The organism is Lysinibacillus sp. NPDC059133 (assembly GCF_042755925.1).
In the GTDB taxonomy this organism is placed as follows: Bacteria; Bacillota; Bacilli; order Bacillales_A; family Planococcaceae; genus Lysinibacillus.
Window position 1 is genome coordinate 24,861 of sequence record NZ_JBHZDH010000020.1, and the last position, 26,366, is coordinate 51,226.

At 36.3% G+C, this 26,366-nt stretch carries 27 protein-coding genes and 1 riboswitch; of the genes, 4 read left to right on the forward strand and 23 right to left on the reverse strand.

Translation table 11 applies throughout. From position 1 onward, the window contains the following. Nucleotides 1-102: 102 nt before the first annotated feature. From ACFXN8_RS12655 to ACFXN8_RS12675, 5 genes are all read right to left on the reverse strand, one after another. The gene (locus ACFXN8_RS12655) at nt 103-375 is read right to left on the reverse strand and encodes a hypothetical protein (RefSeq protein ID WP_386845472.1); all 273 of its coding nucleotides are present in this window, start codon (nt 373-375) and stop codon (nt 103-105) included. Nucleotides 376-625: 250 nt separating this feature from the next. Then, nucleotides 626-940, reverse strand: coding sequence for a DMT family transporter (locus ACFXN8_RS12660; RefSeq protein ID WP_386845474.1), 315 nt, complete (start codon nt 938-940; stop codon nt 626-628). Next, nucleotides 940-1,281 carry a DMT family transporter gene (locus tag ACFXN8_RS12665; RefSeq protein WP_386845476.1) on the reverse strand — a complete coding sequence of 114 codons (342 nt, stop codon included), beginning with the start codon at nt 1,279-1,281 and terminating at the stop codon, nt 940-942. Before ACFXN8_RS12665 ends, ACFXN8_RS12660 begins: the two co-directional genes overlap by 1 nt. Before the next feature lie 207 nt (nt 1,282-1,488). After that, a riboswitch (guanidine-I (ykkC/yxkD leader) is annotated at nt 1,489-1,584 on the reverse strand. Between the two features lie 31 nt (nt 1,585-1,615). Continuing rightward, nucleotides 1,616-2,560, reverse strand: coding sequence for a PstS family phosphate ABC transporter substrate-binding protein (locus tag ACFXN8_RS12670; protein WP_386845478.1), 945 nt, complete (start codon nt 2,558-2,560; stop codon nt 1,616-1,618). A gap of 35 nt (nt 2,561-2,595) precedes the next feature. Continuing rightward, nucleotides 2,596-2,763, reverse strand: a complete 168-nt coding sequence (locus ACFXN8_RS12675; RefSeq protein WP_386845480.1) for a hypothetical protein — start codon at nt 2,761-2,763, stop codon at nt 2,596-2,598. Between the two features lie 130 nt (nt 2,764-2,893). Here ACFXN8_RS12675 and ACFXN8_RS12680 point away from each other — a divergent pair, with 130 nt between their 5' ends. Next, entirely contained in the window at nt 2,894-3,367 is a 474-nt protein-coding gene (locus ACFXN8_RS12680) for a YbaK/EbsC family protein (RefSeq protein ID WP_386845482.1), read from the forward strand. Between the two features lie 597 nt (nt 3,368-3,964). On the opposite strand, the gene ACFXN8_RS12685 is transcribed toward ACFXN8_RS12680, so the two are convergent. The 3 genes from ACFXN8_RS12685 to ACFXN8_RS12695 all read right to left on the reverse strand — a co-directional run bounded on the left by ACFXN8_RS12685 (nt 3,965) and on the right by ACFXN8_RS12695 (nt 7,125). Continuing rightward, complete coding sequence (locus tag ACFXN8_RS12685; protein WP_386845484.1) at nt 3,965-5,224, reverse strand: glutathionylspermidine synthase family protein; 1,260 nt, start codon at nt 5,222-5,224, stop codon at nt 3,965-3,967. A gap of 14 nt (nt 5,225-5,238) precedes the next feature. Beyond that, entirely contained in the window at nt 5,239-5,928 is a 690-nt protein-coding gene (locus ACFXN8_RS12690; RefSeq protein ID WP_386845486.1) for a hypothetical protein, read from the reverse strand. 150 nt (nt 5,929-6,078) lie between these two features. Then, complete coding sequence (locus tag ACFXN8_RS12695) at nt 6,079-7,125, reverse strand: DUF418 domain-containing protein (protein ID WP_386845488.1); 1,047 nt, start codon at nt 7,123-7,125, stop codon at nt 6,079-6,081. 221 nt (nt 7,126-7,346) lie between these two features. Here ACFXN8_RS12695 and ACFXN8_RS12700 point away from each other — a divergent pair, with 221 nt between their 5' ends. After that, the gene (locus tag ACFXN8_RS12700) at nt 7,347-7,610 is read left to right on the forward strand and encodes a Parvovirus coat protein VP1-like protein (RefSeq protein ID WP_376069841.1); all 264 of its coding nucleotides are present in this window, start codon (nt 7,347-7,349) and stop codon (nt 7,608-7,610) included. A gap of 536 nt (nt 7,611-8,146) precedes the next feature. Further along, nucleotides 8,147-8,440, forward strand: coding sequence for a 3-isopropylmalate dehydrogenase (locus ACFXN8_RS12705; RefSeq protein WP_386845490.1), 294 nt, complete (start codon nt 8,147-8,149; stop codon nt 8,438-8,440). Nucleotides 8,441-8,694: 254 nt separating this feature from the next. Here the strand turns inward: ACFXN8_RS12705 and ACFXN8_RS12710 are convergent, their stop codons facing one another. Beyond that, entirely contained in the window at nt 8,695-11,052 is a 2,358-nt protein-coding gene (locus ACFXN8_RS12710; RefSeq protein ID WP_386845492.1) for a M13-type metalloendopeptidase, read from the reverse strand. A 382-nt stretch (nt 11,053-11,434) separates the two neighbouring features. Next, nucleotides 11,435-12,214 (reverse strand): GNAT family N-acetyltransferase, encoded by a 780-nt coding sequence (locus tag ACFXN8_RS12715; protein WP_386845494.1) that lies wholly within the window; start codon nt 12,212-12,214, stop codon nt 11,435-11,437. 163 nt (nt 12,215-12,377) lie between these two features. Here ACFXN8_RS12715 and ACFXN8_RS12720 point away from each other — a divergent pair, with 163 nt between their 5' ends. Then, nucleotides 12,378-12,902: a GNAT family N-acetyltransferase gene (locus tag ACFXN8_RS12720; RefSeq protein ID WP_386845496.1), complete on the forward strand. Its 525-nt coding sequence runs from the start codon at nt 12,378-12,380 to the stop codon at nt 12,900-12,902. A 252-nt stretch (nt 12,903-13,154) separates the two neighbouring features. On the opposite strand, the gene ACFXN8_RS12725 is transcribed toward ACFXN8_RS12720, so the two are convergent. The 13 genes from ACFXN8_RS12725 to xylB all read right to left on the reverse strand — a co-directional run bounded on the left by ACFXN8_RS12725 (nt 13,155) and on the right by xylB (nt 26,352). After that, nucleotides 13,155-13,778: an HAD family hydrolase gene (locus tag ACFXN8_RS12725; RefSeq protein WP_386845498.1), complete on the reverse strand. Its 624-nt coding sequence runs from the start codon at nt 13,776-13,778 to the stop codon at nt 13,155-13,157. A gap of 116 nt (nt 13,779-13,894) precedes the next feature. Beyond that, nucleotides 13,895-14,539, reverse strand: a complete 645-nt coding sequence (locus ACFXN8_RS12730; protein ID WP_376069825.1) for a bifunctional 2-keto-4-hydroxyglutarate aldolase/2-keto-3-deoxy-6-phosphogluconate aldolase — start codon at nt 14,537-14,539, stop codon at nt 13,895-13,897. Between the two features lie 11 nt (nt 14,540-14,550). Next, complete coding sequence (locus ACFXN8_RS12735; protein ID WP_376069822.1) at nt 14,551-15,126, reverse strand: glucose-6-phosphate isomerase; 576 nt, start codon at nt 15,124-15,126, stop codon at nt 14,551-14,553. Nucleotide 15,127: 1 nt separating this feature from the next. Continuing rightward, nucleotides 15,128-16,081, reverse strand: coding sequence for a shikimate dehydrogenase family protein (locus ACFXN8_RS12740; protein ID WP_386845501.1), 954 nt, complete (start codon nt 16,079-16,081; stop codon nt 15,128-15,130). 19 nt (nt 16,082-16,100) lie between these two features. Further along, a complete protein-coding gene (locus tag ACFXN8_RS12745) occupies nt 16,101-17,057 on the reverse strand; it encodes a phosphotriesterase family protein (RefSeq protein ID WP_386845503.1) in 957 nt (318 codons plus the stop codon). An 8-nt stretch (nt 17,058-17,065) separates the two neighbouring features. Beyond that, nucleotides 17,066-18,010 (reverse strand): phosphoglycerate dehydrogenase, encoded by a 945-nt coding sequence (locus ACFXN8_RS12750; RefSeq protein ID WP_386845505.1) that lies wholly within the window; start codon nt 18,008-18,010, stop codon nt 17,066-17,068. A 35-nt stretch (nt 18,011-18,045) separates the two neighbouring features. Continuing rightward, nucleotides 18,046-19,071: a zinc-dependent alcohol dehydrogenase gene (locus ACFXN8_RS12755; protein WP_386845507.1), complete on the reverse strand. Its 1,026-nt coding sequence runs from the start codon at nt 19,069-19,071 to the stop codon at nt 18,046-18,048. A gap of 13 nt (nt 19,072-19,084) precedes the next feature. Continuing rightward, a complete protein-coding gene (locus ACFXN8_RS12760; protein ID WP_386845509.1) occupies nt 19,085-20,122 on the reverse strand; it encodes a zinc-dependent alcohol dehydrogenase in 1,038 nt (345 codons plus the stop codon). A gap of 20 nt (nt 20,123-20,142) precedes the next feature. After that, entirely contained in the window at nt 20,143-21,102 is a 960-nt protein-coding gene (locus tag ACFXN8_RS12765) for an ABC transporter permease (protein WP_386845511.1), read from the reverse strand. Between the two features lie 3 nt (nt 21,103-21,105). Then, nucleotides 21,106-22,587, reverse strand: a complete 1,482-nt coding sequence (locus tag ACFXN8_RS12770; protein WP_386845513.1) for a sugar ABC transporter ATP-binding protein — start codon at nt 22,585-22,587, stop codon at nt 21,106-21,108. 113 nt (nt 22,588-22,700) lie between these two features. Then, nucleotides 22,701-23,768 carry a substrate-binding domain-containing protein gene (locus ACFXN8_RS12775; RefSeq protein WP_386845515.1) on the reverse strand — a complete coding sequence of 356 codons (1,068 nt, stop codon included), beginning with the start codon at nt 23,766-23,768 and terminating at the stop codon, nt 22,701-22,703. 139 nt (nt 23,769-23,907) lie between these two features. Continuing rightward, nucleotides 23,908-24,684 carry a glucose 1-dehydrogenase gene (locus ACFXN8_RS12780; protein ID WP_386845517.1) on the reverse strand — a complete coding sequence of 259 codons (777 nt, stop codon included), beginning with the start codon at nt 24,682-24,684 and terminating at the stop codon, nt 23,908-23,910. 141 nt (nt 24,685-24,825) lie between these two features. Further along, a complete protein-coding gene (gene xylB, locus ACFXN8_RS12785) occupies nt 24,826-26,352 on the reverse strand; it encodes a xylulokinase (RefSeq protein ID WP_386845519.1) in 1,527 nt (508 codons plus the stop codon). Between the last annotated feature and the right edge of the window lie 14 nt (nt 26,353-26,366).

The window sequence follows — 26,366 nt, forward strand, 5'->3', positions numbered from 1 at the left end:
CAATTTTGACGCTCTTCTTTCTGGCTAACTTTGTGTTGATCGCACACCCACCCCCCCGATTCTGTGACATCCGCCGGAGGCTTTAGGCCAACACGAAGTTGGTCACTCAGTCGTTGCCACAGGACGTGGCGTTCTTAGACTGAGTTCCTCTATTTCAGCGGATGTTTGGAAACCCATTGAAAAGCAACTTAAACCTGCATTCATCTCACCACCTATAGAGGTGGGAGACTTCTGTAGCTGACGCTTCGCTTTCGCTACAAAAGACACTTGCTGAAAGTAGTTAAAAATTGACGGACAACTAATGAGTGGTTGTCTGTCTTTTTTTAAAGGCTTTTCATAACTTGATTGAAGAACATCATTTAAGACTGCTTCCATATCATTAAATAGCTCCACATGCTATATAAAATAACATAGCCTCATAGGAATAATTAACATCTACTTAGAAAAATTTCAAGAACTCCTAAACACCAACAATGCATATCCTTATTTTAACAAATTTTGAATAATATTTAAATGTGTTATTTATTTCTTTTTAAAGCAACAGCGAACTTTTGTCGGGTATGATAAATAAAAAAGTCACCCTACAACGATTTGACCGATGCCAGGCGACTATTTAAACTATTAGCTAAGATAATAATTTCAAAGATATAGCTGACCCTAAAACAAGAGCAATGCAAACAATACGTCTCCAATCCTTGGATTCATTGAAAAACAACATTCCTAGTAAAGCGCCACCTGCCGCTCCAATTCCTGTCCAAATTGCATAGGCTGTCCCCATTGGTAATGTTTCCATAGCATATGCAAGGCCAGCAAAGCTCAAAGTAAATACGAAAATCAATAACACCAAATTTTTTATACTTTTAGCATCATTATATTTACTAATCATATAAACACCCATCATCTCACATAGTCCCGCGACTACTAATGCAACCCATGCCATTATTCGTTCACCTCTTTTTCTTTAGGCTCACCTGTCACTAGCTTTAAACCGACGACCCCTGCAAGTAAAACGACAATACATAAAATCTTAGCTAATTTCCATGGCTCTCCGAACAGTAAGCTATCCGCACATACTGTACCCGCTGTCCCTAAGCCTACGAATACTGCATAAACAGTACCGACTGGTAAGCTTTCTCCAGCCTTAATTAATAAATAAAAGCTAACAACAATTGCAATAGCGGTACCAATCCATTCAAATACACTTCCTGCATGCTTTAAACCTATAACCCAACCAACTTCAAAAAAAGCAGCAATTACGACACTTAACCATTGTTTGTTCATTGTGAATTCCTCCATTTTATTGTTAAACACGGATGAATGACTATTATAGTTCTCTGACCTACCTGATCACTTCTTCGGTATACCTGATCAGTTCTCTTCCCTACCCGAGCACTTCACTCTGTCTATTCCTGAACTAAGATTTTTCTTTAACTCCCTTCCCCTAGTAACCAAAATAAAAAAAGCCTAAGAAACACTGTTGTAAACAGTATCTCCCAGGCTTTTATCCTTCCGTGTCACAAAATCAATTTGTGGTTTTCTCTCGGACCAGACTAGCATTGCTACGGAACCCTAGAAAACTATCCTATTTGATTGTGCTACTAGTATAGCAAACTATTCAGTCATTTTCTACTCGTACATAACCAACTTTTTCAACTAGTGCTTGCCCCTCATCTGATACAATCCAGTCGATAAACTTCTTTACATTAGGATTATCTGTTCCTGCTGTAACAGCATAAAATTCAGATACGAGTGGGTATGTACCATTACGAATATTTTCCTTTGTAGGCGCAATTCCATCAATGGACAATAATTTAATTTCTTTGTTCTTCACCATTTCTGTTGAGTAAAATCTAAACGTGTAGCCAATGGCATTTTTATAATTACGATATTGTGATACCTCATGAATAATACCACCCATACCTGTCACAACATTTTCAGCAGGTGCTTCCATGATTGGTGTATCTCCCATCATTCTTTCAAGTGCTGTTTGGCTTCCGCTATCAGCTGGGCGTTGAAAGGCACGAATCGCAGCATTTTCACCACCGACTTCATGCCAATTCGTAATTTTCCCAGCGTATATTTGTTTAAACTGCTCCAGTGATAAATTTTCTACGCTGTTCTTTTGATTGACGAAAAAGACAAATGCCTCTCGCCCAATGGGGGTCATGTCAAATGTAAGACCTCCCATCTCAGCTTGCCTCTTTTGTGATTCAGATGGCGCTGCTACAAAAATAAGGTCAACATCTCCTGAAATCAAATTTTGATAAGCTTCAGGTGTACGACTCACCATCACTCTACTTTTATCATATGGATAGTAACCCTTTGGATAGGTTGCTTCTACAAAGGCAGCATACAGTGGATACATCGCCGTCGCCCCATCTAAGCGTGGTAGTGACTCAAATAATTGCAATGAAGCCTTTGTATCTGACTTTACTACTTTATTTTGCTCTGTAAATGGTTGATAGAGTGACACATCAATTTCTGCATCAACAGTTGGAATACTCATTTTGTAGTAATGTTGAATAGGCTTAATCGAGGCAATCAACAACGCAATGCCCATTACTCCAGCTAACCATATTTTCCGTTTTGTTGTTGTCAATCAAAGATTAAACAAACAAATAAGACAAGTAAACATATCGGAACGGTTAAGAGTAGTCCACTAAAATGTAGCCCGCCACTAATCATTAAATACAAAGCAACTACTCCTGTGAAAAATAATAACCCGATTAGTACAAAAAGAGACTGTAGCACTTTCATAATCAACGGCTCCACCTCCAAAAGAGTAATTTTATACTAACTATTTTTATAATAGGTTATTTCCGGAAGATAACACAACTATTTATTCAGAAAATTATGTTAAAATAAAACGTAGTATTGTAAGGAGGTATTACATATGGCAATTGAAAAAGCACGTGAACATTTAGCACAATGGAATGTGCAACACAAAATACAGGAACTAAACGAAAGCTCGGCGACCGTTGAACTAGCAGCACAGGCACTCGGGTGCGAGCCTGAACGCATTGCAAAATCGTTATCGTTTCTTGTGAACGATGGCGCGATACTAATTGTTGCTACAGGCGATGCCAAAGTCGACAATGCAAAATTTAAAGCAGCCTTTGGTACAAAGGCAAAGATGCTTGGAAAAGATGAAGTACTTGAAAAGATTGGACACGATGTAGGAGGTGTTTGTCCTTTTGGCGTGAATGAGGGCGTTGCTATTTATTTGGATGAATCACTTAAACGCTTCACAACGGTATTCCCTGCATGTGGTAGTAGCAACTCCGCCATTGAGCTTACTATTTCTGAATTAGAGACCTATACTCCATATCAAGAATGGGTTGACGTTTGCAAAGGCTGGAACGAGTAAAATAATTATCGGCGATACTTTAATCCGCCAGAGGCTTTAGGCCAACAAATGTTTTTTGCGCGAAAGCGAAGCGGCAGCATGCAAGATGTTTTTTAAAGCGAAACATATTTTTTAGTAATGTTTAAGGTTTATATAGTTGTTTCATTCTAATACCAGAAAAAAGCCTTACTACATTTAAATTGAGAGTATAAAATATTTAGGAGTATCGAGGTGTAAGAAAATATAACGGAGGGCTTGCAATGAAGACTATAGCGGGAACAATCTCTTTATCTGTTTCTTTTACTTTATTCATTTATTTGTTTGGACTAAAACTGGAGCATTCAATTAAATATGACTCTGGATTCTTTTTTCTTCCAATAATTTTACTGATACTTTCCCTTATTTTCTTTAGACAAGACTATAAACGAGAAAAAAATAAAGATTTACGGGGCTAATATTCCATGCATGTGGCAGTAGCAACACCGCCATTAGGCTTACTATTTCTGTATTAGAAACCTATACACCATATAAAGAATGGATTGACGTCCGTAAAGGCTGGAAGGAGTAACATTGCATCATTATCGGCGAAACTTTATAGAAAGTCTCGCCAATTTTTATTTAAGCTTCTTCCCTATATCCAACAGCTAACCAGTGGGAATCCCATTCTGTAATTTGATTGCCTACTCTACAAGATAAGCCACATGCACGATTATCAGCGATAAATGAGCCGATTAACCATTTCTTTGTTTGTAATCCTTCCTTAAGCTTTATCGTTATAGAGGGCATTTCTACATATTGCTGATAAATAAACAAATTATCATCATAATGGGTATACGCAGAGGCATTCGTTTTCGTACCATCCCCTGCGAAAATTTCTACAGTATTCCCTTCCCGCGAAAAGACAGGTTTCTTTACAAACGGTAAATTTTCTTGAACAAATGGTTCTGCCGAAAGGTATGTTGGCAACATATATTTCTGAATAGCAGCTCGCTCTTCTGCATTAAAAAGAAGCGGATCATCTTTTCGCTCCCAAATCAGCCATAATAAAATTTTCGATTGCAATACATATGCAGCGGGTGCGTTAATAATAGCAAGCTGCCCGTCTTTTACAAGTTCCAATAATTGTAGACCTATACGCTCACCATCGGAAGACATATCATCTATTAAAAACTCTACTGGGTGTGCAGGACGATATAAAATATCAATTTTCTCCATGGCTGGCGTATATAGGCCACGAGCTATATTAGCAGTGTTACTAGAAAAAATGATAAGCTCTTGTATAGGAACATATTCCACATCAAAAGGTATACATTTCTTTAAAAACTGTACCTGACAATATTCCTCATAATCTTCCGCAGCCGTTTTCCCTGTAATGATGATTTTAGGTTTTTTCACATCATTTAAATAATGCATAGCCGCAAAAAGTGCACCAGACAAGGTTTTATGTAATGCCGAAACATCATTCGGACTATCAAATCCTAAATGCTGACAAAGCGCTTCATTGATCTCAAAGGTTTCTTGGACAAGAAATGGCGTTTCACCATTTAATTCAAGACATTTTATTTGTCCGTCCTCTGTACATATAAAATCGAAGCGAGCTAGTATCGATTGTTGCTGTAAATAATCTAATTGGATGTATGGCAGCATTTCAGAACGAATGCCTAGTGCTAAAAGTTGTTCATCCGATAAATACTTAAATTGTTTGCCAACCTTTAAAAATATTTTCCAAAGTATAGTAGATGCATAGTTAATTTCATCGATTTTCTCTTTGGGTAAATCTAGTACATCGTATAAGGCGTACTCTAGATCCTCAAAGTCTGGAAAGAAATTAGGAAATTTAGAATAAAATGCTTGGCGTTGTTGAAAATAATTGCCCATATTGATTTCTCCTTTTAAGAAGATGAAGAGCCACCTCGAGAGGCACCACCTGAGCCAAAGCCTGATTTTCCAGTGCTGGACGATGAGTGATTTGAATAAGAACTATTCGAAGATGAATCTGAACTATTTGAGAATGAACGCTTGCCACTCGAATAAGAGTTGGAACCGCTTGTATTTGAATTAGAGCTATTTGTTGTTGAGTTATTTGAACTATTAGATGTTGTACCAGACGAATTTTGAGAGCCGTTCGTAGTAATTCCATTTGTATTTTTACTTTCGCTAGCATTACTATGATTCGTACGTGGCACTGCTGAACCGCCACCTCTATCCTCTCTATCTTTACCATCCTTTAGATTGCGGCTTTTATAAATGGCACTTCCTAGCATTGCTCCGGCAGTTGCATACATAAGTCCATTAAAGAAATGATGTGCATAATGAGGCGAATTTTCATCTAAACACTCGAACGAACCATCATCACTTTCTTTCCATTCATCACATGCATTTGCCATGTCGCTGTTATACACACTTTGTAAATCACCACTAGCTGTTGCCGTATTGTTTTCTTCCGTTACATTATTTGTATCAGCTGAAGAGGCAGAGGACTCCCCGACATTTTGACTTTCTGTATTCCCACACGCGGCTAATTGCATAGCCATAAATGATGCTGTTGTGACTGCTATATATTTTTTCATTTGTTTTGCCATTTCGTATTTCTCCTTTATGTCGATACCTAATTTACGGATATCCTCTTCTTTAGGTTTCATTTTTTACAAATTCATACATATTATCATAGCACTAAAAACCCCCTGGTGAATTGGAATCATTCATCTCCAGGGAGTTTCGCGCAAAGATATTTATTTAGTCGGTACTGCTTTTCTTCCATATGTCATAAAGCGCCATAGCTTTTCAAATGGCCCCATTTTAAAGAATTTGAACCAGATGACACTAAAGATAATTTGAATGATAAAAATTAAGATTGCAATAATCACCGCATCAGAAGGTGAAACAACTTCAAGCCCCATTAACGACATAAGAGCTAGGCCAATAAAGCTTTGAGCTAAATAGTTTGTAAATGCCATTTGCCCAACTCGTCCAATTGGCTTAAGCAGCTTCGCAATTTTCTTATTTTCTAACATAACAAATAGACAAGCTAAGTAAAAATACGTTGTCGGAATTACCCCTAAACTAATAACGGAATTTAGATTTTCGTATCCACCTTGAGCTGCAAACCAAATCCATATTGAAATGCCAACAAAAAGTGGGAACGTCACAAATTGTAGCCACTTTATTTGTTTTGAGTATTCACTTACATGACTAATCCAATCAGCTTTTGCTACTAAAAAACCAGTTAAAAACATGATAAAAATAGTAATTGCATCATTTCCTAATAAACCAAAAACAGTTGAAAAGGCTTCTTGATTTGGCATTAATATTTGTCCAAGAATACACAGGATATGAACAGTAATAATCGCAAATAACCATTTACTAATTGTTGAAATCTTTGCATGATAAAAAGGTATCAGTAAGAAACCTATTACTGCATAAATAGCAAGGATTGATCCCCAGAAAACAAAAATATGAACAATGCCAATTAACAATAAAGCTAGTAAACGTCTTGCAAAACGCCATCTTGGCTTATCGCCACGAGCTTCTGCACGCGAAGCAAAAATATAAAAACCTACACCAAAGAGGAATGAAAAAATCGAAAAGAATTTCTTCTCAATAAAAATATCAATAAGCGTATCAATAATACCATTAATTCCACTATAGTCAGGCATCGGTCCTCCCTCTACTATTACCTGGTAGGCCCCTACATTTATAAACAAAATGCCAAATAACGCTAACCCACGAATAATGTCTAAGGAAACGATTCTTTCTTTTTGAGGTACGGATGGATTCATTCTTTAAAACTCCTTATCTTTCAAACTTTACTGCACTATAGCTATTTTAGCTTTCCATCCTTACAGCAGTTTTTTTATAAGCTTACAGGAACCTTACATTTATAGATTTTTCTCATAAGTTAATGCCTTTTTTCGCTTACATTAGTTTTTAATCCCTTTCTAAAAGCAAAAATTTCATATTTTATAGTAACAATTATTTCTTTTAAAAAGGAGAATAGATAATGTACAGACACCGCAGATTTGGTTTTTGCTACCCTGGTTATAAATACTGTGGACCAGGATGTTCAGGACCAGGTAGACCTATCAATGCCGTAGATTCATGCTGCAAATTACACGACGAATGTTATGCTCGATATGGTAGATCAAGATATTGCGATGAAATGTTCCAAAACTGCTTACGACCACAAATGAACGCTAATAGTAAAATGGCTAGAGATGCTAGATTGTTTTACAATATCTTTGAAATGCGCAATGGGTTCTTTTAAATAATAAAGAAAGCTCACGATGTTATTTTTTTATGAACAGTCAAGTTATAAGCTGAAATTGTTTTAAATAGTGAATTCTTATTTAATGTCACACATTATATGTATATATTAACAGGATAGAAGAGCTTAAATAAATTCGCTCTATCTATCCTCTTTTTTACCAGAAATGATCCTATTTACTACAACAACTAATTTGTTCGTTAATCAATCTAATGTTGCGGTAATTCAAAAGGAGCTCTCAAAGATTGTTGCTTCCAGTTTAGCTATCTTCTTCAATATGATTCTTCACAAATTCTTGGATATTCGCAAATAAAAGTGGGTTACACCTTATTTATTAATTTTCACATATTGTTCAGTAATTAAAGATTGGATATATCATCTTAAACTATCTTAAACTGGTGATAGTATTATTAGGGAAATTTGTACAATACTCCACCTTAATTACATTTATTGTATATAATGAGTCTAGAAGGAAAAGTAATCCAAGGGATAGTTATCCCATTAAGAAAAATCGTTTTTTGAAAAGAGGGAGTTAAATGGAAGTTTTTTTCTTAATTCTTATGGGCTTTTTTATCGTTATGGCAAATGTTATTGGGTTTATATTCTTCAAAAAAAAGAAAAATCTATATTCTACTGCTTTCATAATATTACTACTAGCAGGTGTATTTGGTGGCCTAGGAAGCTTATTAGCACTATTTATTATTCGTGATGCCTTTGCGGTATTCTACGGGCTGAATCTTGCCTACTATTTACTAATAAATAGTCTTATCGTATTTCTTCTTGCGATTTTAGTTACTATAATTAAAAAATATAATAGTAGAAAAATGTGATTATGCAAAATCAACTTAGTTTGTGAATGAATACACTTAAAATATCGGGCGCTTTAGTTACATTTTCGATTCACGAAATATCGAAACAAAAAGACAGAATTTATTCTACACGTTTTGTAGATTAAATCTGCCTTTTTGTTTTAACAGCAACAATCTTTGAGGAAAACAGCCTTACTCTAAAAAGGACTTCCTAGACAGCCTCTTTACCTTTATTAATGTAAGTGCTATCGGAATTGCTCTATCGGCTCTAATTTTTACCAGATGGAAACTCGATCCTCCGGAGCTACATACATGCCATCTCCAAGCTTAATTCCATAGGTATCATAGAATTGCTGGAAGTTTACAATCGTGCGGTTTACCCGAATTTTAGCAGCTGAATGTACATCGTTTTTGCTCAGCATCGCTGCAAATTCTTTTGTGGTTGTGGATTTCCACACTTCTGCATTGCTTTCGAAATATGCTTTATAGTCCGGATTACTCATTTTGGATATAACTTGCAGTGAAGCAGCCATTCCACCTAAATCAGCGACATTCTCGCTTAGTGTAAGCTGACCGTCGTTCAACACACCCGGAATAATCTCAATTCCATTATAGAACTCAATCAGTTTCTGGTTTTTCTCTTTGAATTTCTTAAAGTCCTCTTCTGTCCACCAGTTATTTGCATTTCCATGTTCGTCGTATGCAGATCCGTTGTTATCAAATGCATGGCTGATTTCATGGCCAATGACCATGCCAATGGCACCATAGTTTGCTTCAGGTTTACCTTTAACATCATAGAAAGGCGCTTGAAGAATACCGGCAGGGAACGTAATTTCGTTATTAAAAGGATTGTAGAAAGCATTTACGGTATATACACTCGTTGCCCATTTCGTTCTGTCCACGGGTTTTCCTAGCTTGGCTTTCATGTCATCAATGTATGCTTTGTTTACTGTGACGGTATTAGTGAACAGCGAACCGCCTTCGTCATATGTCTTGATAGCTACTTTATCTAATGTCGTATCCCATTTATCTGGATAACCGATCTTAACAACCATCGTATCCAGCTTTTTAATTGCTTTCGCTTTTGTTGTTTCTGACATCCAATCAAGAGCTTTGATTCTTTCCTCATACGTAGCAATTAACTTCTCTACCATTTGCTCAACATCTTTTTTAGCTTCTGGTGAAAAATGTTTCTCGGCAAACATTTGCTCCAAATATCCGCCCATTGTGCCAGTTGTCTTGGCTACTGCAATTTCTTGAGCTGTTTTTTCACCTGTAACGCCGTATAACGTTGCGTCAAACTCAATTGCAGCATCTCTGAATTCATCCGACAACGAACCGCTTGTTGCCATAAGCAATTGCACTTTGGAGTAAGCTTTAAGTACGTTAAGATTAGTCTCAGTCAAGAGATCCGCGCCTTTTTTCGCCAGCTTCACATCGGTTACGATCACTTTATCAGCACTGTCGACTTTCATCGATTTCAAGACTTGTTTCATATCTATTGTTTTGAACAGTTCATCGAATTGTTCGATTGTATACGGATTATAGTATTTATTGACGTCGCCTTGTTCATGAGGTTCAAGCGATACAGAAGCTAAGCTTTTCTCCATTTCGTAAACTTTTTCGGCAATTGCTTTCGCAGCAGACTTTTCCTCGCCCGATGCCACAAGCAGTCTGGTCATATATTGAATATAGGCTTTTTTCGCTTTCGAGTCTTCCGTTACAAAGCTGTTCTTATCCAGACCAGTAGTTAATCCAGAGTAATACAAAGCATTTTCACTGCTGTTCTTTGCATCGTTCATGATTGAAAAGCTGAATAATGAGGTTAGACCCAATTCTTTCTCCAGGATAAGATCTGCTTGAACGAGTTCATCAAGCGTTTTAGCCCCGTCAATTGCCTTTACATATTTTTGGATGGGCTCAATCCCTTGTTTATTTCTATTTTTTGAATCTAACGCTGTCGAATAGAAGTCGGCAATTTTTTGTTCTTTTGTTCCTTCTGCGAACTGTTTGCCAACGAGCTCATCTATTATTTTTTCTATTTTATCGTTATTTTGCTTGTACAGCTCTGAAAATACGCCGCCCATGATTTCTCCTGCCGGAATTGTTGATTTATTTAACCATTCCTTATTGATCGCTTCATAAAAATCGTCATTTAAATGGGAGCCTTTAAGCGTCCAAATTCTGGCAATAATGTTTTGGAACTCATCGATCGTAATCGTGTCATTTACGCCTAATGTGCCGTCAGGGTTGCCCGTCAGTACGCCTGCTTTTGACAGTTTATTGATATCTTTCTTAGCCCAGGCGGGTACATCGGTGAACTCGACGCCAAATGTTCCACTGCGCAGATCATTTCCGACAGGCTTCGGCAATTTGCCGAATGCCCTGCTCAACATGACTAAAGCTTCAACCTTCTTAGCTGGCTCATTCTCTCTTAAATCTCCGTTTTTAGAGCCTTGCATAACGGCTTCTTTATTAATTCCTTGTTGATAAGCGTCTGCTGCCATCAACAAGGTTTTAACGATCTCTCCTCTTGTCGCTGGTGGCGACGTTTCATCGGCATACACCGATACGCTAACAGATAGGACCATTATAATGGACATGAGTAAGGATAAAAACTTCTTTTTCATCATCGTGCTCCTCTATAGTAGATTTGTATAAATAAAGTTAAATGGGTAGAATTTAGAATTTCCACCATTCAAAAACCATTGTAGTTCATTTATTTCATTTTGAAAATATGTAAGAAGCTTTGGAAGAAGGTAGCCAAACTGGAAGCAACAATCTTTGAGAGCTCCTTTTGAATTACCGCAACATTAGATTGATTAACGAACAAATTAGTTGTTGTAGTAAATAGGGTCATTCTGGTAAAAAAGAGGATAGATAGAGCGAATTTATTTAGGCTCTTCTATCCTTTAATTTCTATACATATAATATGTGACATTAAATAAGAATTCACTATTTAAAATAGTTTCAGCCTTGACTTTTAATAAAATATTTTTTCACCGTGAGCATTTTTTATGAACATTTAGATTTTATATAAATTGCATATTTTTGCGGGTTAGTAAATCCTAGCTTAGTGCCTAAATGATAAGATGCTTGGTTGTGAATATCACAATCCCAACAAGGCTGTATATCATTTAAAATACAAAAATCAATAAATTTCTCTGCAATGAAGCTTGCTAATCCTTTACCTCTATAATTCGGATCAGTAACTATATCAACCTCTGCTAATTGATGTGATTTAAAAATAGAAACCGCTTCGCTAATAATCTTATCTTCATGCTGAAGACAAAAACCAAAACCATTTTCAAGGAAATTATCGGTAGAACCCCAGTATTCCTCATAATATTGATTGTCAAATTCTAAACAATGCTCAATTTGATGCTGCTTGATTTTAATGAATTCGTAGTCTAGCGGTTCTCGTCTTTCTCTATCGTTATAAGCATCTATAGCAAAAGTAAAAGTGTATCTTTCGAATTTTTTCACAAGACCATCTAATCGTTGTCCAATTTTTGTGTTCCAATCATCTGAGTAAGAAAATAATGTGAAACGTTTACTTTCCTCAATAGATTCTTGTAGTAAAGCCGCGAGTTTACTTATAACTTGCTCGCTGGATGAATCACCATAAACATAGTATATTCCTGATTTGGTTTGAAACAGTAGTGAATGAAGGCTTTCATTGTCGGCATAGACAGCACCTTCTATTACCTGATCTAGAATACTGTAGACAAATGTTGGCGCGCTTTCTATTATTTCTTTGATAATCGAGTAATTCTCGGTCGTTACCTTGAACATGATCATTTCCCCTATTCTTTTGTATCTCTTCATACAGATTAACATTTTAGAAATTACTAGAATTATTGTATAATAGATACATGAAATTTGAAGGGACTGAATTATGCGCAGATAGCAATATTTTTCATCCAAACTTATTAATTACAACTTGGAGGTAAAAGTATTGATAGAACAAATTTACACAAAAAGATTATATTTAAGAAAAATGAAGATGGCTGATACACATAGTTTATTTAAAATTTGGTCAGATCCCGATGTGACCAAATTTATGAATATCACCAATTTTACTCATGAAGAACAAGCGCAGGAAATGATTGAGCTTTTTGATCAACTAGCTAAGGAGCACAAGGCTATTCGCTTATCAATTATTGAGAAGGAATCCAATGAGATTATCGGTTCTTGTGGATTCAATTCTTTTGACGTAGAGAGCGCTACAGCGGAAATTGGCTATGATCTTGCTAAAGCTTATTGGGGAAAGGGCTATGCGCCAGAATATATTTCCGCTTTGATTGATTATGCTTTCACCACTTTAAGCATAACTAAAATTGAAGCAAAAATAGAGCCTGGTAATAGGAATTCTATAAAAGTAGTAGAGAAATTGAATTTTACTTTTGAAGGAACATTTCAGGAATATGAAGAATCAAAAGAATCTTTTTATGACATTAATGTTTATTCTTTAAGAAAATAGATTAATGTAAAAAAATAAAAGCCAAGAATGATATCTATGAACATTCTTGGCTACTTTCATTTCTGTTACTTAATCGGAATCCAAATTTCAGAATAAAGGTCAGGACTAAATGGATCTTCGTCCGAGTACACTTCCAGCTCAGCTGTCCCAGCAGGTTTGTTTGTACAAATAAATATGATGTTAAAATTCCCTACTCTCCTTAACCAAAACAGAGTAGAGAGACCGTCAGAAAAGACAGACTCTATACTCTGTTTAAAATATATTTAATAAATCAAATGGCTTTTCGATGATATAGTCATACTCCTCTGGTTTACCAAAACCATATGAAGCAAAAACGAAGGGAATCCCTGCAAACTTTGCAGAAAGCATATCTCCCTGTGTATCTCCCACATATACAGCGTTTTTTATGTGATTTCTTTCCATAATTAATTGAATATTTTCTCCTTTTGACAGGCCTGTACGCCCCGGATTTTCAAAATCAAGAAAATATTTCTCTAGTTTATGAAATGCATAAAATGTTTCTATGTAGCCCTCCTGACAATTGCTCACAATGAACAAGCGGAATTTTTTTGAAAGAGCTAGTAAAGTTTCTTCTAACTGCGGATATAAATTACCGCCATTACGTAATAAATCATCTTGCTCTTGCTGACAGCATGCTAAAATAAGCTCCATCTGCTTTTCTTCATCAAGATAATCAAATAATACAGCAGCTATTTCTTTAATTTGTAAGCCCATCGTTTTAGATAAATCCTCTTCGGTTATCTTCCCTTTACCGTAAGGAGACGCCTGAACTACCTGCGTCCATGATTGCGCTACTGTTTTTCTTGAATCCCAAAGTGTCCCATCCAAATCGAAAATAATGCTATCTATGTCCATATGCAACCTCCTTCATCAATATTATACAAAATATGGATGTTGAGAAATGTGAAAATTTCTCAACATCCTGCAACATAAACATGCTTTTACAGTGGTCGTCAGGACCTGCTTCGAGTTTAGTTATTTCTTGCTTGCTGTATTTCTTGTATAAATACTTTTGCTGTTTGTGTAATTTTATCGTATCCATCAACCTCTGGATTGCCGATAAGACTACCACCCGCCCCTACAGCTACAGCGCCTGCACGAATCCATTCACCTACATTACTAATATTGACACCGCCTGTAGGCATTAAATTAGCATGTGGTAAAGGTCCTTTAAATGCTTTAATTACTTTCGGTCCCATTAACTCGCCAGGGAACACCTTTAGCAAATCTGCACCATATTCCATTGCTTGTATCGCTGCTTCAATTGTCATAACACCTGGCATATAAGGAATTTGATATCTATTACATAGCTTGGCTGTTTCTATGTTAAAGCTTGGACTAACGATATATTTTGCCCCTGCAAGTATTGCGATTCGAGCTGTTTCAGCATCCAATGCTGTGCCAGCTCCTAAAATAATATCCGATTGGAAAGTATTAGCCAGTTCTTCAATCACCTTTGTTGCACCTGAAATGGTATAAGTAATCTCAATTGCAGAAACACCGCCATTTAAGGCTGCTTCGGTAATTTTTTTGGCTTGTTCAATATTATCTGCACGTACAACTGCGACAAGTCCAGCATCTGTAATCTGCTTTAATGTATTGTGTTTTGTAATCATTGTGACACCCCTTAATTCCACTTAGGATTATCAATAACCTCAGGCTGACCATCTTTTTCAACGACTAGCTTGCGATAGCCTTTTGTTTCGATTGTGCCATAATCATGGCCAGCATCTGCACGAAATGCATAAAAAGTAATAAGTGGCTTATTACCTGTATTAATGCTTCTATGTGCGTAACGCGGTGGGACGTAAACTGCTTGACCTTGGCTGAATTTTTCAATTTGCCAATCACCTTCTGGGTTCTCCATTAACATAAACCCTTCTCCGCTTAGGCAATAATATACTTCACCTGTTTCTAAAATTGTATGGAAATGTCCTTTTGTCATATGGTACTCCTCGCCCACTTTGCCAGGATATAGAACGCTCGTACCAAATAAGATGTCACCACTTGTTTGTGGGATATCCAATTCATAAAATTCATAAATTAACGGATTATTTTCGTTTTGTAGCTTCCCATTATATGCTTGTTGATTGGCATACATATTCTTCATACTTGATAGTTGACGTTTAACTGAAGGTGTTTTTTTAGATAAACCTGTAGTTAAATCAAAATCTGTAGTAAATGCTTTTACTGACTGCGTCATATTAATCCCTCCACCTTTTAATCGTTGAAGTAAGCTCGATTTCTTCCATTATTTTATCTGTCAGCTGAATATCAAAAACCTCAGAAATCACTTGTGTCCAGCCATGTATAAAATAAATCCAGCCATCTTCTACACGTAAATTTTTGACTTGTTTTTGCTTCTCTGCTTGATGAAGGAAATCTAATTCTCCTCTATAGTTTAATTCCCATACAAGACTATCGCGTGGAAATTCAGCTTTATCACTAATCGGCGATCCTTTACGGTCTTTTCCTAATCCAGTTGCATTAATGACCAATGAATTTGACGGTAATGAAGATAATAATTCATCTGTTTGTTCATGTGAGGTAACTAAATGATATTCGACATTTGCTTTTCTATTTACATCTTGTAAAATATGCTCGATTTCTTCCAAGCGTTTCATATCTAAATCGGTAATAATCATACGTTGAGGAATCTCTTGCCCTTTATCTTTACTCAATAAATAAGATGAAATAGCTATGGCGCTACCCCCAGAACCTAATAGCATGACCTCTCCATTATGCTCTTGCCAATATCCGCTAGGAATAAAGCGCTGTAATGCTAGTCCACTAGAAATCAGGTCTTTAGCATGACCTACTAGCTTGCCATTGTTTTTAGATATACATGACAATTCACCAAACATTTGAGCATATTCATCTAGTTCGTCAAATAAATCTTTAGCTGCGGCATAAATATCAATTTTATGCGTTGTCACAAGTGCGCCTAAAGATAGTGGGTCATTTTTAATAAATTCAACAACTGCTCTATATTCCTCTTTCGCTGCATGAATAGGTAAATCAATGCCAATTAAATTTGCCTCTGGAACCCCAAAAACTTTCATCCATTCTGGAAAAATCCTCATAATAGAAGATTTAGTCGTTGTCACACCTATAAAATACATTGTTGGTACGGTTGCTACTTGCGGTATGCTAGCCATGTTTAGTCATCCTTCCCACTTACTTTGCTAATGCGCGAGCAGCATTGTCTATCGTCATTTTTCTAATCATGCTGTCACTAACTCCTGCTTTTTTTAGCATTGGTAAAAATGTTGTCTGTAAATAATCTAAGCCTAAATGACCGCCATCGTAATGACGCATTCTTTTATTTGTTGTATCAAGACTAAGTAAAATACGGTCCTCATGTCCCTTTTCTAAAAGTTTTAAAATCATATATACCTCATCTTCATCCGAATGATATCGGAAACGACCGATTGTATCTAACTCGATATAAACGCCACTTTCAGCTACGTGAAGCATATATTCCAAGTTTTCCGTCTTTCGGTCTAAATGACAAATAATCAATTTTTCAGGTGCTAAATCATGTTTTTCATAAAAAGCAATCTGCTCTAAAGCATGATAACCTAGTTCTGTATGAGACATGATAGCTGCATTCGTTAATTTTGAAGCTGTAGCTGCTGCCTTAAATAATGAGAAATATCGACCTGCTACCCCTTGCATATCTGCTGCAGTTTTAATAAGTCCTGCTTTTCCATCAATGCTTGTAGACGGCCAATTGTCCTCACCATCCTGATAAAGACGATTTGTTAATTCATCGACAAATAATTCAGTCAATTCTTCTGAAGAGGTGCTATGTATCCAATGATTGTTTTTATAAAATACAAGCTTATGAAAACCTGTACATGCAATGATATTTAGCCCACTTTCCTCAGATACTTTTTTTAGCAATGCTACATTTCTTCCAGCACCGACTGGCTGCGCATCTACAATTGTTTGCACACCATGCGCCATTGCCAATAGCACTTCATTTTTCGTTTTTTCATAGTCATCAATAACAAGTGACGCATCTACCTGCATCGGAACGCCTTTTTTTAAAAAAAGATGCTCATGTGGATGTGTAATACCCAGTTCATTTCTTCCCTTTTCACCAGTTATCGTTGTAATAGTCATTTGCATTTTACTATTCACCCCTGCTCATTCAACAGGTTCAGTATATTTTGTGTTGAAACAATCGCCATACGCTCTACCGCTTCCTCTGTATAAGCACCAATATGTGGTGTTAATATAAAATTATCGAGCTGAACAAGAGCATCTCCTACTTCTGGTGGCTCGACCGAATAAACATCTTGAGCAGCAATAGCAATTTGTCCTTGAACTAATGCACTTAGTAGCGCTTGTTCATCTACTAATTCCCCACGTGCTGTATTAATGAGCATCGCGGACGGTTTCATATTTTCAAAAACTGCAGCATCCATAATATGCTTTGTTTCAGATGTCGCAGGTAAATGCAAAGAAATGATATCTGCTTGCTGAATAATTTCTGTAAAATCAGTCGCATAACCAATTTGATGTGCTTGAAGGAATTCTTCATCTCGCATATATGGATCGTAAATCGTAACTTCCATCGCTAAGCCTTTAGCACGTTTCGCAACTTCTTTTCCTATTTTCCCGCCACCGACAATCAATAAATGTTTGCCTGTTAGTTCAATTCCGATAGAACGATCCCATCCGAAATCTTTGACACCTTTGATTGTGGAGGACAGCTTTCTTGCGCATTCAAACATTAAAGCAAGTGCTAATTCACATACCGAAATATTATTTGTATCTTTTGCATTTTCCACCTTAATCCCTAGTGCTGTAGCTGCCTGTAAATCAATATTATCCATTCCTACACCATATTTTGAGATTGCCTTCAAACTAGTAAACTTGTGTAATACTTCTTCTGTAAAAGGGTCTACACCAACAATAATCCCTACAACATCTTGATCTGTGAAGCTCAATAATTGCTCCTCTGTCAATGTTTTACCTGTCGTATTTTCGATTACTTCATAGCCCATAGTTGTTAGCATTTCTATTGGCTTTTCTTTATATTTTTGAAATGATTTTGGCGTAATTAAGATTTTCGGCATTTGCTTCTCTCCTTTTACATGAAGCTTAAATCATATTAATCAACATCAATAACGACCTTCATTACTTTATCTTTGTTGTCCTCAATAATATGATACGCCTCTAGATAATCTTCAAATTTCACATGATTTGTAATTAATGATTCAACCTCAACTTCTTTATTTATTAATAACTCGACAGCTTTATCAAAATCTTGTGATTGATACATTGCCGTACCTAAAATTTGTAGCTCTCGATCCTGAACAAAACCCATATTTACTTCCGTAAGATTCGACACAACACCTACAATAACGACTGTGCTACCTTTTCTAGCAATATTAATAGAATTTGCTACAGTCAATGAAGAACCTACACACTCAAAAATCACATCTGCCTTTCGCATACCAAAGTGCCTAATAATGCCCTCTTGTAAATCTTCACTTTTATTATCAATTATCTCTAATCCAACTTTTCTAGCCATTTCAAGTCTTGCTTCACTTAGCTCTGACACAACGACCTTATTTGCCCCAAATGCTTTAGCCGTTTGCGCAACAAGATTTCCAATTGGTCCTCCGCCAATTACTAACACATCTTTATCCCCAATATTCAGAACCCTTTTCACAGCGTGTACAGCAACAGCTAATGGCTCAACCATAGCTCCTTTATCAAATGATAGGCTATCAGGAAGTACTGTTAATTTATCTGCATCGACAACAAAATATTCAGAAGCAAGTCCTGTTGTTTGGAAGCCCATCACCTTTAAATCCTCACAGACATGGTACATGCCATTTTGACAAGGGAAGCATTCTCCACAAACTACTTGAGGTTGGACTGTCACTTTTGTTCCAATTTGTACAGAGAATACATTAGTACCTACTTCAACAACTTCAGCAGCTATTTCATGACCTTGTACAACAGGAAAATGCGTGTAAGGGTGTTGCCCATGATAAACATGAATATCCGATCCACAAACACCAATTTTTTTGATTGCTAATTTCACTTGATTGTCTCCTACTGCTGGGACATCCACTTCTTGAAATATAATTGTGGCGGGCTTTGTCATAATGGCTTGCTTCATTTTCATGCCATTTCCTCCTCTATCCATACACAATGACTACTTTGCGCTCTGTTTTACCAGATAAGTAATCTTCAAATGCTTGTATAATATTTTCAAATGAATAAACGTCCGATAAAAAATCACGTAACACTAACTTTCCTTCCTCAACCCACTGAAGAACTCTTTCATGACAAGCACCTTCTTCATTTTTATAAGGTATCTGCTGGAAATTAATTTTCCAATTATCAGGAGCTTCTTCATAATCTAAATGCAGTTGGCTTCCTTTAGGAACACCGTAACAAAGCAATTCTCCACGGTCTTTTAATAAAGTAAGACCTTCATTCAAAATTCGCTCATTCCCAACAGCATCTAATACATATTCAACACCGTTCGGATAAATTTTTTGGATTTGTTCTTTTACTAATCCGTTTTCAGTATTAATAATGGTTGCTACACCAGACTTACGCATTAGTTCTTCCTTCGCCCCATTTCTAACAACTACTGCAATTGATTCGATACCACTTAATTGCATCAACTTAATGAATGCTAATGCCACAGGACCACTACCATAAACTAATACTGTTGCACCTTCATTAATGTCGAAATATTGAATCGTACTATATACTTCTCGCAAAGTTACAAAAATAGGGGCTTCTTCTATTAAAAGATTAGCAGGCAGTACTTGCTGAGCATAAGCAACCTCTGGGCATTCATCGTCTTCATATGCTTGTTGGTCATCGATTACACCAAATTCACTAAAAGCACCCCAGCCTGAAGTAGCTATTGTTCCATCATCTAGTTGAACTGTTGGTGCAAAAGGCAATATAACGATGTCTCCTTCTTTGTAGGAAACAACCTCCGCTCCTACTTTTTCCACACGACCTACTGCCTCATGCCCAAGCATAATTGGATATGATGATGTCTTAAAGCCTTTAAATCCGCCCTTTATAATTGTGGCGTCCGTACCACAAATACCACATGCTAACATTTTAACAAGCGCTTGTTTTGTAGTAATCGTTGGCATTGGCACTTCTTTAAAAAACAGCTCACTTTCGGCATTAACAATTAGCGTTTTCACTATACCTCCCCCTTCTTTATCTAAATAGTTCTTTCCTTTTTACTAGTCATAATTTGAAGAAGTACAGCAGCAATAATAATAATTCCTTTAATAATATCCTGAGGGTACGACGGTACAGCCATTAAATTCATTATGTTTCCAATAAGACCCAGAATCAAAGCACCCGCTACTGTATTTAATACAAAGCCTTTCCCACCCATTAAACTTGCACCACCAATAACAACTGCTGCAATGGCATCTAGTTCTTGTCCCATTCCAATAGTGGCACTACCAGTAGACGTACGTGAAGCTACAAACACTCCTGCTAATGCAGCAAGTGCACCAGAAATTGCATAGGTTGACATCACATAAACCTTTGTACGGACACCCGCTAACTGAACAGCTGTTTCATTACTGCCAATTGCTACAATCTTGCGTCCAAAACCTGTATAACGTTGAATAAGTGTAAATATCACAATCAATATCAATGCTATCCAAATAAGTGGATACAGAAAATCTTTACTCGTCAACACATTAATTGTTCCAGATTCAACCTTTATTGGTCTACCTTCTGTTATAACAAAGGCCACCCCTCTAGCAATTGTCATTGTTGCTAAGGTAGCTACAAAACCTTGAATACCTGTATAAGCTACAAGTGCACCAGAAAAAATCCCAAATAAGAGTCCCACTATAATTGCTATCGCAATTGATACAGAAAAATGTAATCCTATATCAGTAATTAAAAGTGCTGATATAGTAGCCCCTAATGCCATAATAGAACCTACTGATAAGTCAATACCACCAGCTAAAATAACATAAAGCAAACCGATTGCTACAAGTATTGGGCCTGCTTGCTGCAGTAAAATATTACGAATATTCATTGTCGTTAAAAATGTATCAGAAAGTATTGCACTAATAATAATAAGCAACAGTAAAATAATAAAAGTATTATTATTAATCAGGAATCCTTTCCAGTTAAATTTCTTAGCTGTAGATGTCATCACTTAAACCCCCATCGCTAATTTAATTAAATTATTTTCTGTTAAAGATTCTTTCTCTAAGCTTCCTGTAATTTGTCCCTCACGCATTACTATTGCGCGATCGCAAAGCCCTATAATTTCAGGCATTTCTGAGGAAATAACAATAATAGCAACTCCTTTTTCCGCCAAATCATTGATAAGCCTATAAATTTCCGTTTTAGCACCTACGTCTACCCCACGTGTTGGCTCATCCAAAATGATTAATTTCGTATCAATTGCTAACCATTTAGCAAGTGCAATCTTTTGCTGATTACCACCACTTAAACTATCAGCGAGATCCTCTGTTGAACCATACTTTGTATTAATACGAGCTAATAGCATTGCGACTTTCTGTTTTTCTTTAGAGTGTGCTATCCATCCATTAGATTGACTGGAAACCATTGTTGTATTTAAACGAATAGATTGTTTTAACAACAATCCTTGTTTTTTTCGATCTTCAGGTAATAGACCAATTCCTAATTTAATGGCTTGTTTAGGACTTTTTACATTAATTTCATTCCCAAAATAAATAATTTTTCCTTCCTTTTTTGGAGAAGCACCAAAAATAACTCTCATCGTCTCTGTTCTACCTGAGCCAACTAAACCACTAAATCCAACTACTTCACCAGCTTGAACAGAAAAACTTACATTATGAATAAGTTCTTCTGTAGTTAGATTTTCAACTCTTAGAACTTCTTGACCGATTGTAGCTTGTCTTTCAGGGAATAATGTTTGAATTTCTCGTCCAACCATCATTGTGACAAGTTGCTCTTTTGAAATTGATTTCGTTTCTACCGTATCAATATATTTTCCATCCTTTAATACAGTAATTTTATCGCTAATAGCAAATAGTTCCTCAAGACGATGTGAAATATATACAATTGTTACGCCTTGTGCCTGCAATTTTTTGATTAATTCCAATAATTTTTGGGTTTCAGAATGAGTAAGTACTGCTGTAGGTTCATCAAATACAAGTATCTTAGAATTTTTCGCAAGACATTTACAAATTTCAATAATTTGTTGATAGGCTACACTTAATTCTCCAACCTTTGTATTCGGATCAATATGACCAAACCCAATTTTATCTAACTCTTTTTGTGCATTTTTCCTCATTTTTTTCCAATTTATAAAAATACCGCTGTTGCTTAATTTATCAATATAAATATTCTCGGCAACTGTTAAATCGGGAGCAAGCATAAATTCTTGGTAAATAACCGAAACTCCCATATCAATCATTGCTTTCGGTGTTGCTGTTTTTGCTTCTAGACCATCAATAACAATCGTACCTGTATCTTTTGCATAAGCTCCAGCCAATATTTTCATCAGTGTGGATTTCCCTGCTCCATTTTCACCAATAAGAGCATGTATTTCTCCTTTTTGCAGCTTTAATTGCACATCATTCAGTGCTTGAATACCACCAAAGTATTTTGATATATGATTCATTTCGATGATGTATTTAAAATCCAATTTGCTTACACTCCTTCCTTATTCTTCAACTTACTTATAAGCTAAATAAATTATATGTATATAGAATCCCCACTCTTACCTTTAGAAAGTAGAGATTCTTTATATGAAACTTTTTAGAAACCAAACTCGTAATATTCATCTACATTATCTTTTGTAACTGCTGCTGGTTGAGTCAACGTAATTTCTTCATAGCTTTTTTGATCTTTGCCATCCACTAAAATTTCTTTAGCAATTTCTACACCTAATTTAGCTACCTTGAATGGACTGTTTTCACCAGTTGCGAAATATTTACCTTCCTTAATTAAATCGTAGGCTTCGATAGCACCGTCTGCTGCTGCTACAATGTCTACATTTGATTTATTAGCATTTTCAAGGGCTGTCATAGCACCAAATAGCATATGATCGTTTTCACCTAATATAGTCGTAATATTTGGATTTGCTGTAATAAGGTCCTCCCCAGCAGTTAAACCTGCTTCACGAGTCCAAGCACCCCATCCTTGACCAACTACAGAAAATTTTGCATCTGCATTTGAAGCTTTACCACTTGAAGCAAGTTGTGCATCCATTTCGTTTGCTAATTTCCAAGCCTCGTCTTCTGACACACCTAATTTACCTTCTAAAATACCAGCAAATAAACCTGTTCGACGCTCCATACCTGCTACATTTCCTTTTGCTCCACTTAAAATGATTGAAATAATTTCTGCATCGCCCATTTTCTCAGCATAGGCTAAACCTACTAATCTACCATTTTGCTTATTGTCAGAGTAAACAGTCGTTACATTATTCGCTTCCTCTGCCACACCACTATCTAAGTTAATAACAGGGATACCAGCTTCAGCTGCTTTATTAATACTTGGTACTACTGCATCTGGTTCAGTTGCGTCTAGGAAAATTAAATCCATACCTTGTGAAATAAATGTTTCCATGTTTTCGGCTTCTTTTGTTGAATCACCATTCGCATCAAGTACAGTTACTTTCCATCCTTCAGCTTTTGCATATTCTTTAACAGCTTCTACAAGAGATACAAAATATGGTGAATCTTGCGTTTTTATAGCAAAACCTACTTTAAATGTGTCATCACTTTTTCCATCTTCTGCTGAATTTGAATCCCTACTACATGCCGCCGTGATAAGCATCACTGCAAATAATGCTAGAAACAACATAAACTTTTTTACTCTCATTGTTTTTCCTCCTTATATTTGAATTTATCGTAATATCACTATGTCATGACATTACAACTTAATAAGACATACTATACTATCTAAAGGAAGCGTTTACAACTATATTTTTTAATTATTCAGTATATTTAGTTTTCAAACCTTAAATAATCGTAAATCCTCCATCTATTACAAGCTCGCTTCCAGTAGTAAAAGATGCTGCATCTGATAATAAATAAATAACTGCCCCGACTAATTCTGCTGGGTCACCCAGACGTTTCATTGGTGTCAATGTAGCCCATTGTTCTCGCCAATCCTCTCGAACAAACGCTGTAAGCTCCGTAAACATATATCCTGGACTCATACAATTTACTCGAATTCCGTACTTAGCCCATTCATAAGCTAATGATTTTGTTAAATGTGTAACACCCGCCTTCGATGTATTGTATGATGCCTGTAATTGTGGATAATTAACAATAATACCTGACATTGATGCTGTATTTACAATAGCACCTTTGATTTGATTTTCTACTAAATACTTACCAAATAATTGAGCGACATAATAAACCCCATTTAGATTTACATCTATGACGCGGTTCCATTCTTCTGGTGTTGACTCAATTACTGGCTTTTGAATAACAATTCCTGCGTTATTAAAAAGTAACTCAATTTTACCCATTTCATGAATCGAACGTTCTAATGCCTTTTTAATTTCTTGATAATCTGTAACGTCTACTTCCTGAGAAAATGTCCTTCTCCCTGTTTTCTCTGCAATTTCTTTTGCTGTCACTTCTGCCTGTTCACCATTGATATCAAAAATAACTACATTAGCCCCCGCTTCAGCTAAGCTTTCTCCAACAGTCTTGCCAATGCCACGAGCTCCTCCTGTGATTAAAACGGTCTTTCCTTTTAATGAAAATAACTCATTCAATATTTGCACATCCATCCCTCCCATTTTTCGTCTACCTTATTCAAATCAATATCGCCTATATCACAGACCTAAAGTCATAACATTCAGAATATTAAAGATGCATAAATTTCAGTTTATGATTACTTAGCTACTTATTCCTTCATTATTAAACTAATATACAGTTTTATATTTTTCATATACCTTTTGTAGAGCAAAGTAAAAGTCATCGAATTGTCTTTTAGCAAGTTGATACATTTCGACCAACTGTGGATTAGGCTGTTGTGAATCTTGAATATGCAAGAAATTTCCAATTACATCAAAACTATCATAAATACCTGCGCCCACACCGCCTATAATTGCCGCACCCATAGATCCAGCCTCATCTAAATAATTAGGGATATGGACAGGTAACTGAAATACATCCGCAATAATTTGGCACCAAACCCTACTTTTAGCAACACCACCAATCACAATCAGTTCATCAATGTCGATATGCTCCTTTAAAATGTCAAAAATAATCCCCAAGTTATAGGTAACACCTTCTACAACACTTCTTAGCATTTCTTCATAGGTGGTATCTGATTTAATCCCTAAGTAACTTCCCTTAGAAACGGTGTCCCAGCGGGGAGCTCGCTCCCCCAAAAGATACGGTAAAAATAGAACACCTCTCGAACCAGGCGACGCCTTTTCAATCTTTTTATTTATTAAATCATATGGTGAACTACTTGTTTGCTCAGCAGTTTGTATTTCAACTTGACAAAGTGTATTCTTCATCCAGTTGAACGAACCACCTGCATATTGCATTGTACCGTTAGGCGCATAATATCCTGGAATAGCATGTGCCCATGTTACAATGCGCATTTCTGGATCAAAAATAGGTTTTTTAGAAGTCGTAGTAACCCATGCAGATGTACCAAGAGAACAATACGTCTTTCCTTCCCTAACAGATCCCGCACCGATACTAGCTGTCACACCATCCCCAGCACCAATGACAACTTTTGTTCCTTCAGCAAGACCAGTTTCTTTTGCTGCATCCGGTAAAATTACACCCGCTTGATAAGTAGATGGCTTTAAGTCCGGTAATTTCGATAGATCAATGCCACTCGCCTCGATAATATGTTTAGACCATGTAAACGTTTTCAAATCGAAGCATCCCATACTATTTCCATCCGAGTAGTCAGTGACAAATTTTCCTGTTAATTTAAATACAATATAATCTTTAGCATTTAGAGTCTTATGAGCTTTTTTATAAATTTCAGGTTCATTATCCCGTATCCACATTAATTTTTGTATACCATAAGAAGGTGTATTACGATGACCAACAATCTGATAAAACTCTTTTTGAGAAATGGTTTTCCCTAATTCAATTGATTGCTTAACTGCTCGTTGATCAGCCCAAATAATAGATGGGCGTAATGGCTCTCCATTTTTGTCTACTACTAAACACCCCATCATTTGACCACTAAAACTCACTACTTCTATTTGTTTTGGGTCAATATTTGAGTTTTTAAGGATATTCAAAGTAGATGAACAAACCGCATCCCACCAATCATTTGGGTTTTGTTCTACCCAATTTTCATTAAAATAGTGAGTGGGATACGAAGAAATATAACTATCTATTAATCTTCCTGATTCATGAAATAACGCTGCCTTATTTCCAGAAGTACCAAGATCATGTGCTAAAATATATCTTTCCACTTTTCTGCTCCCCC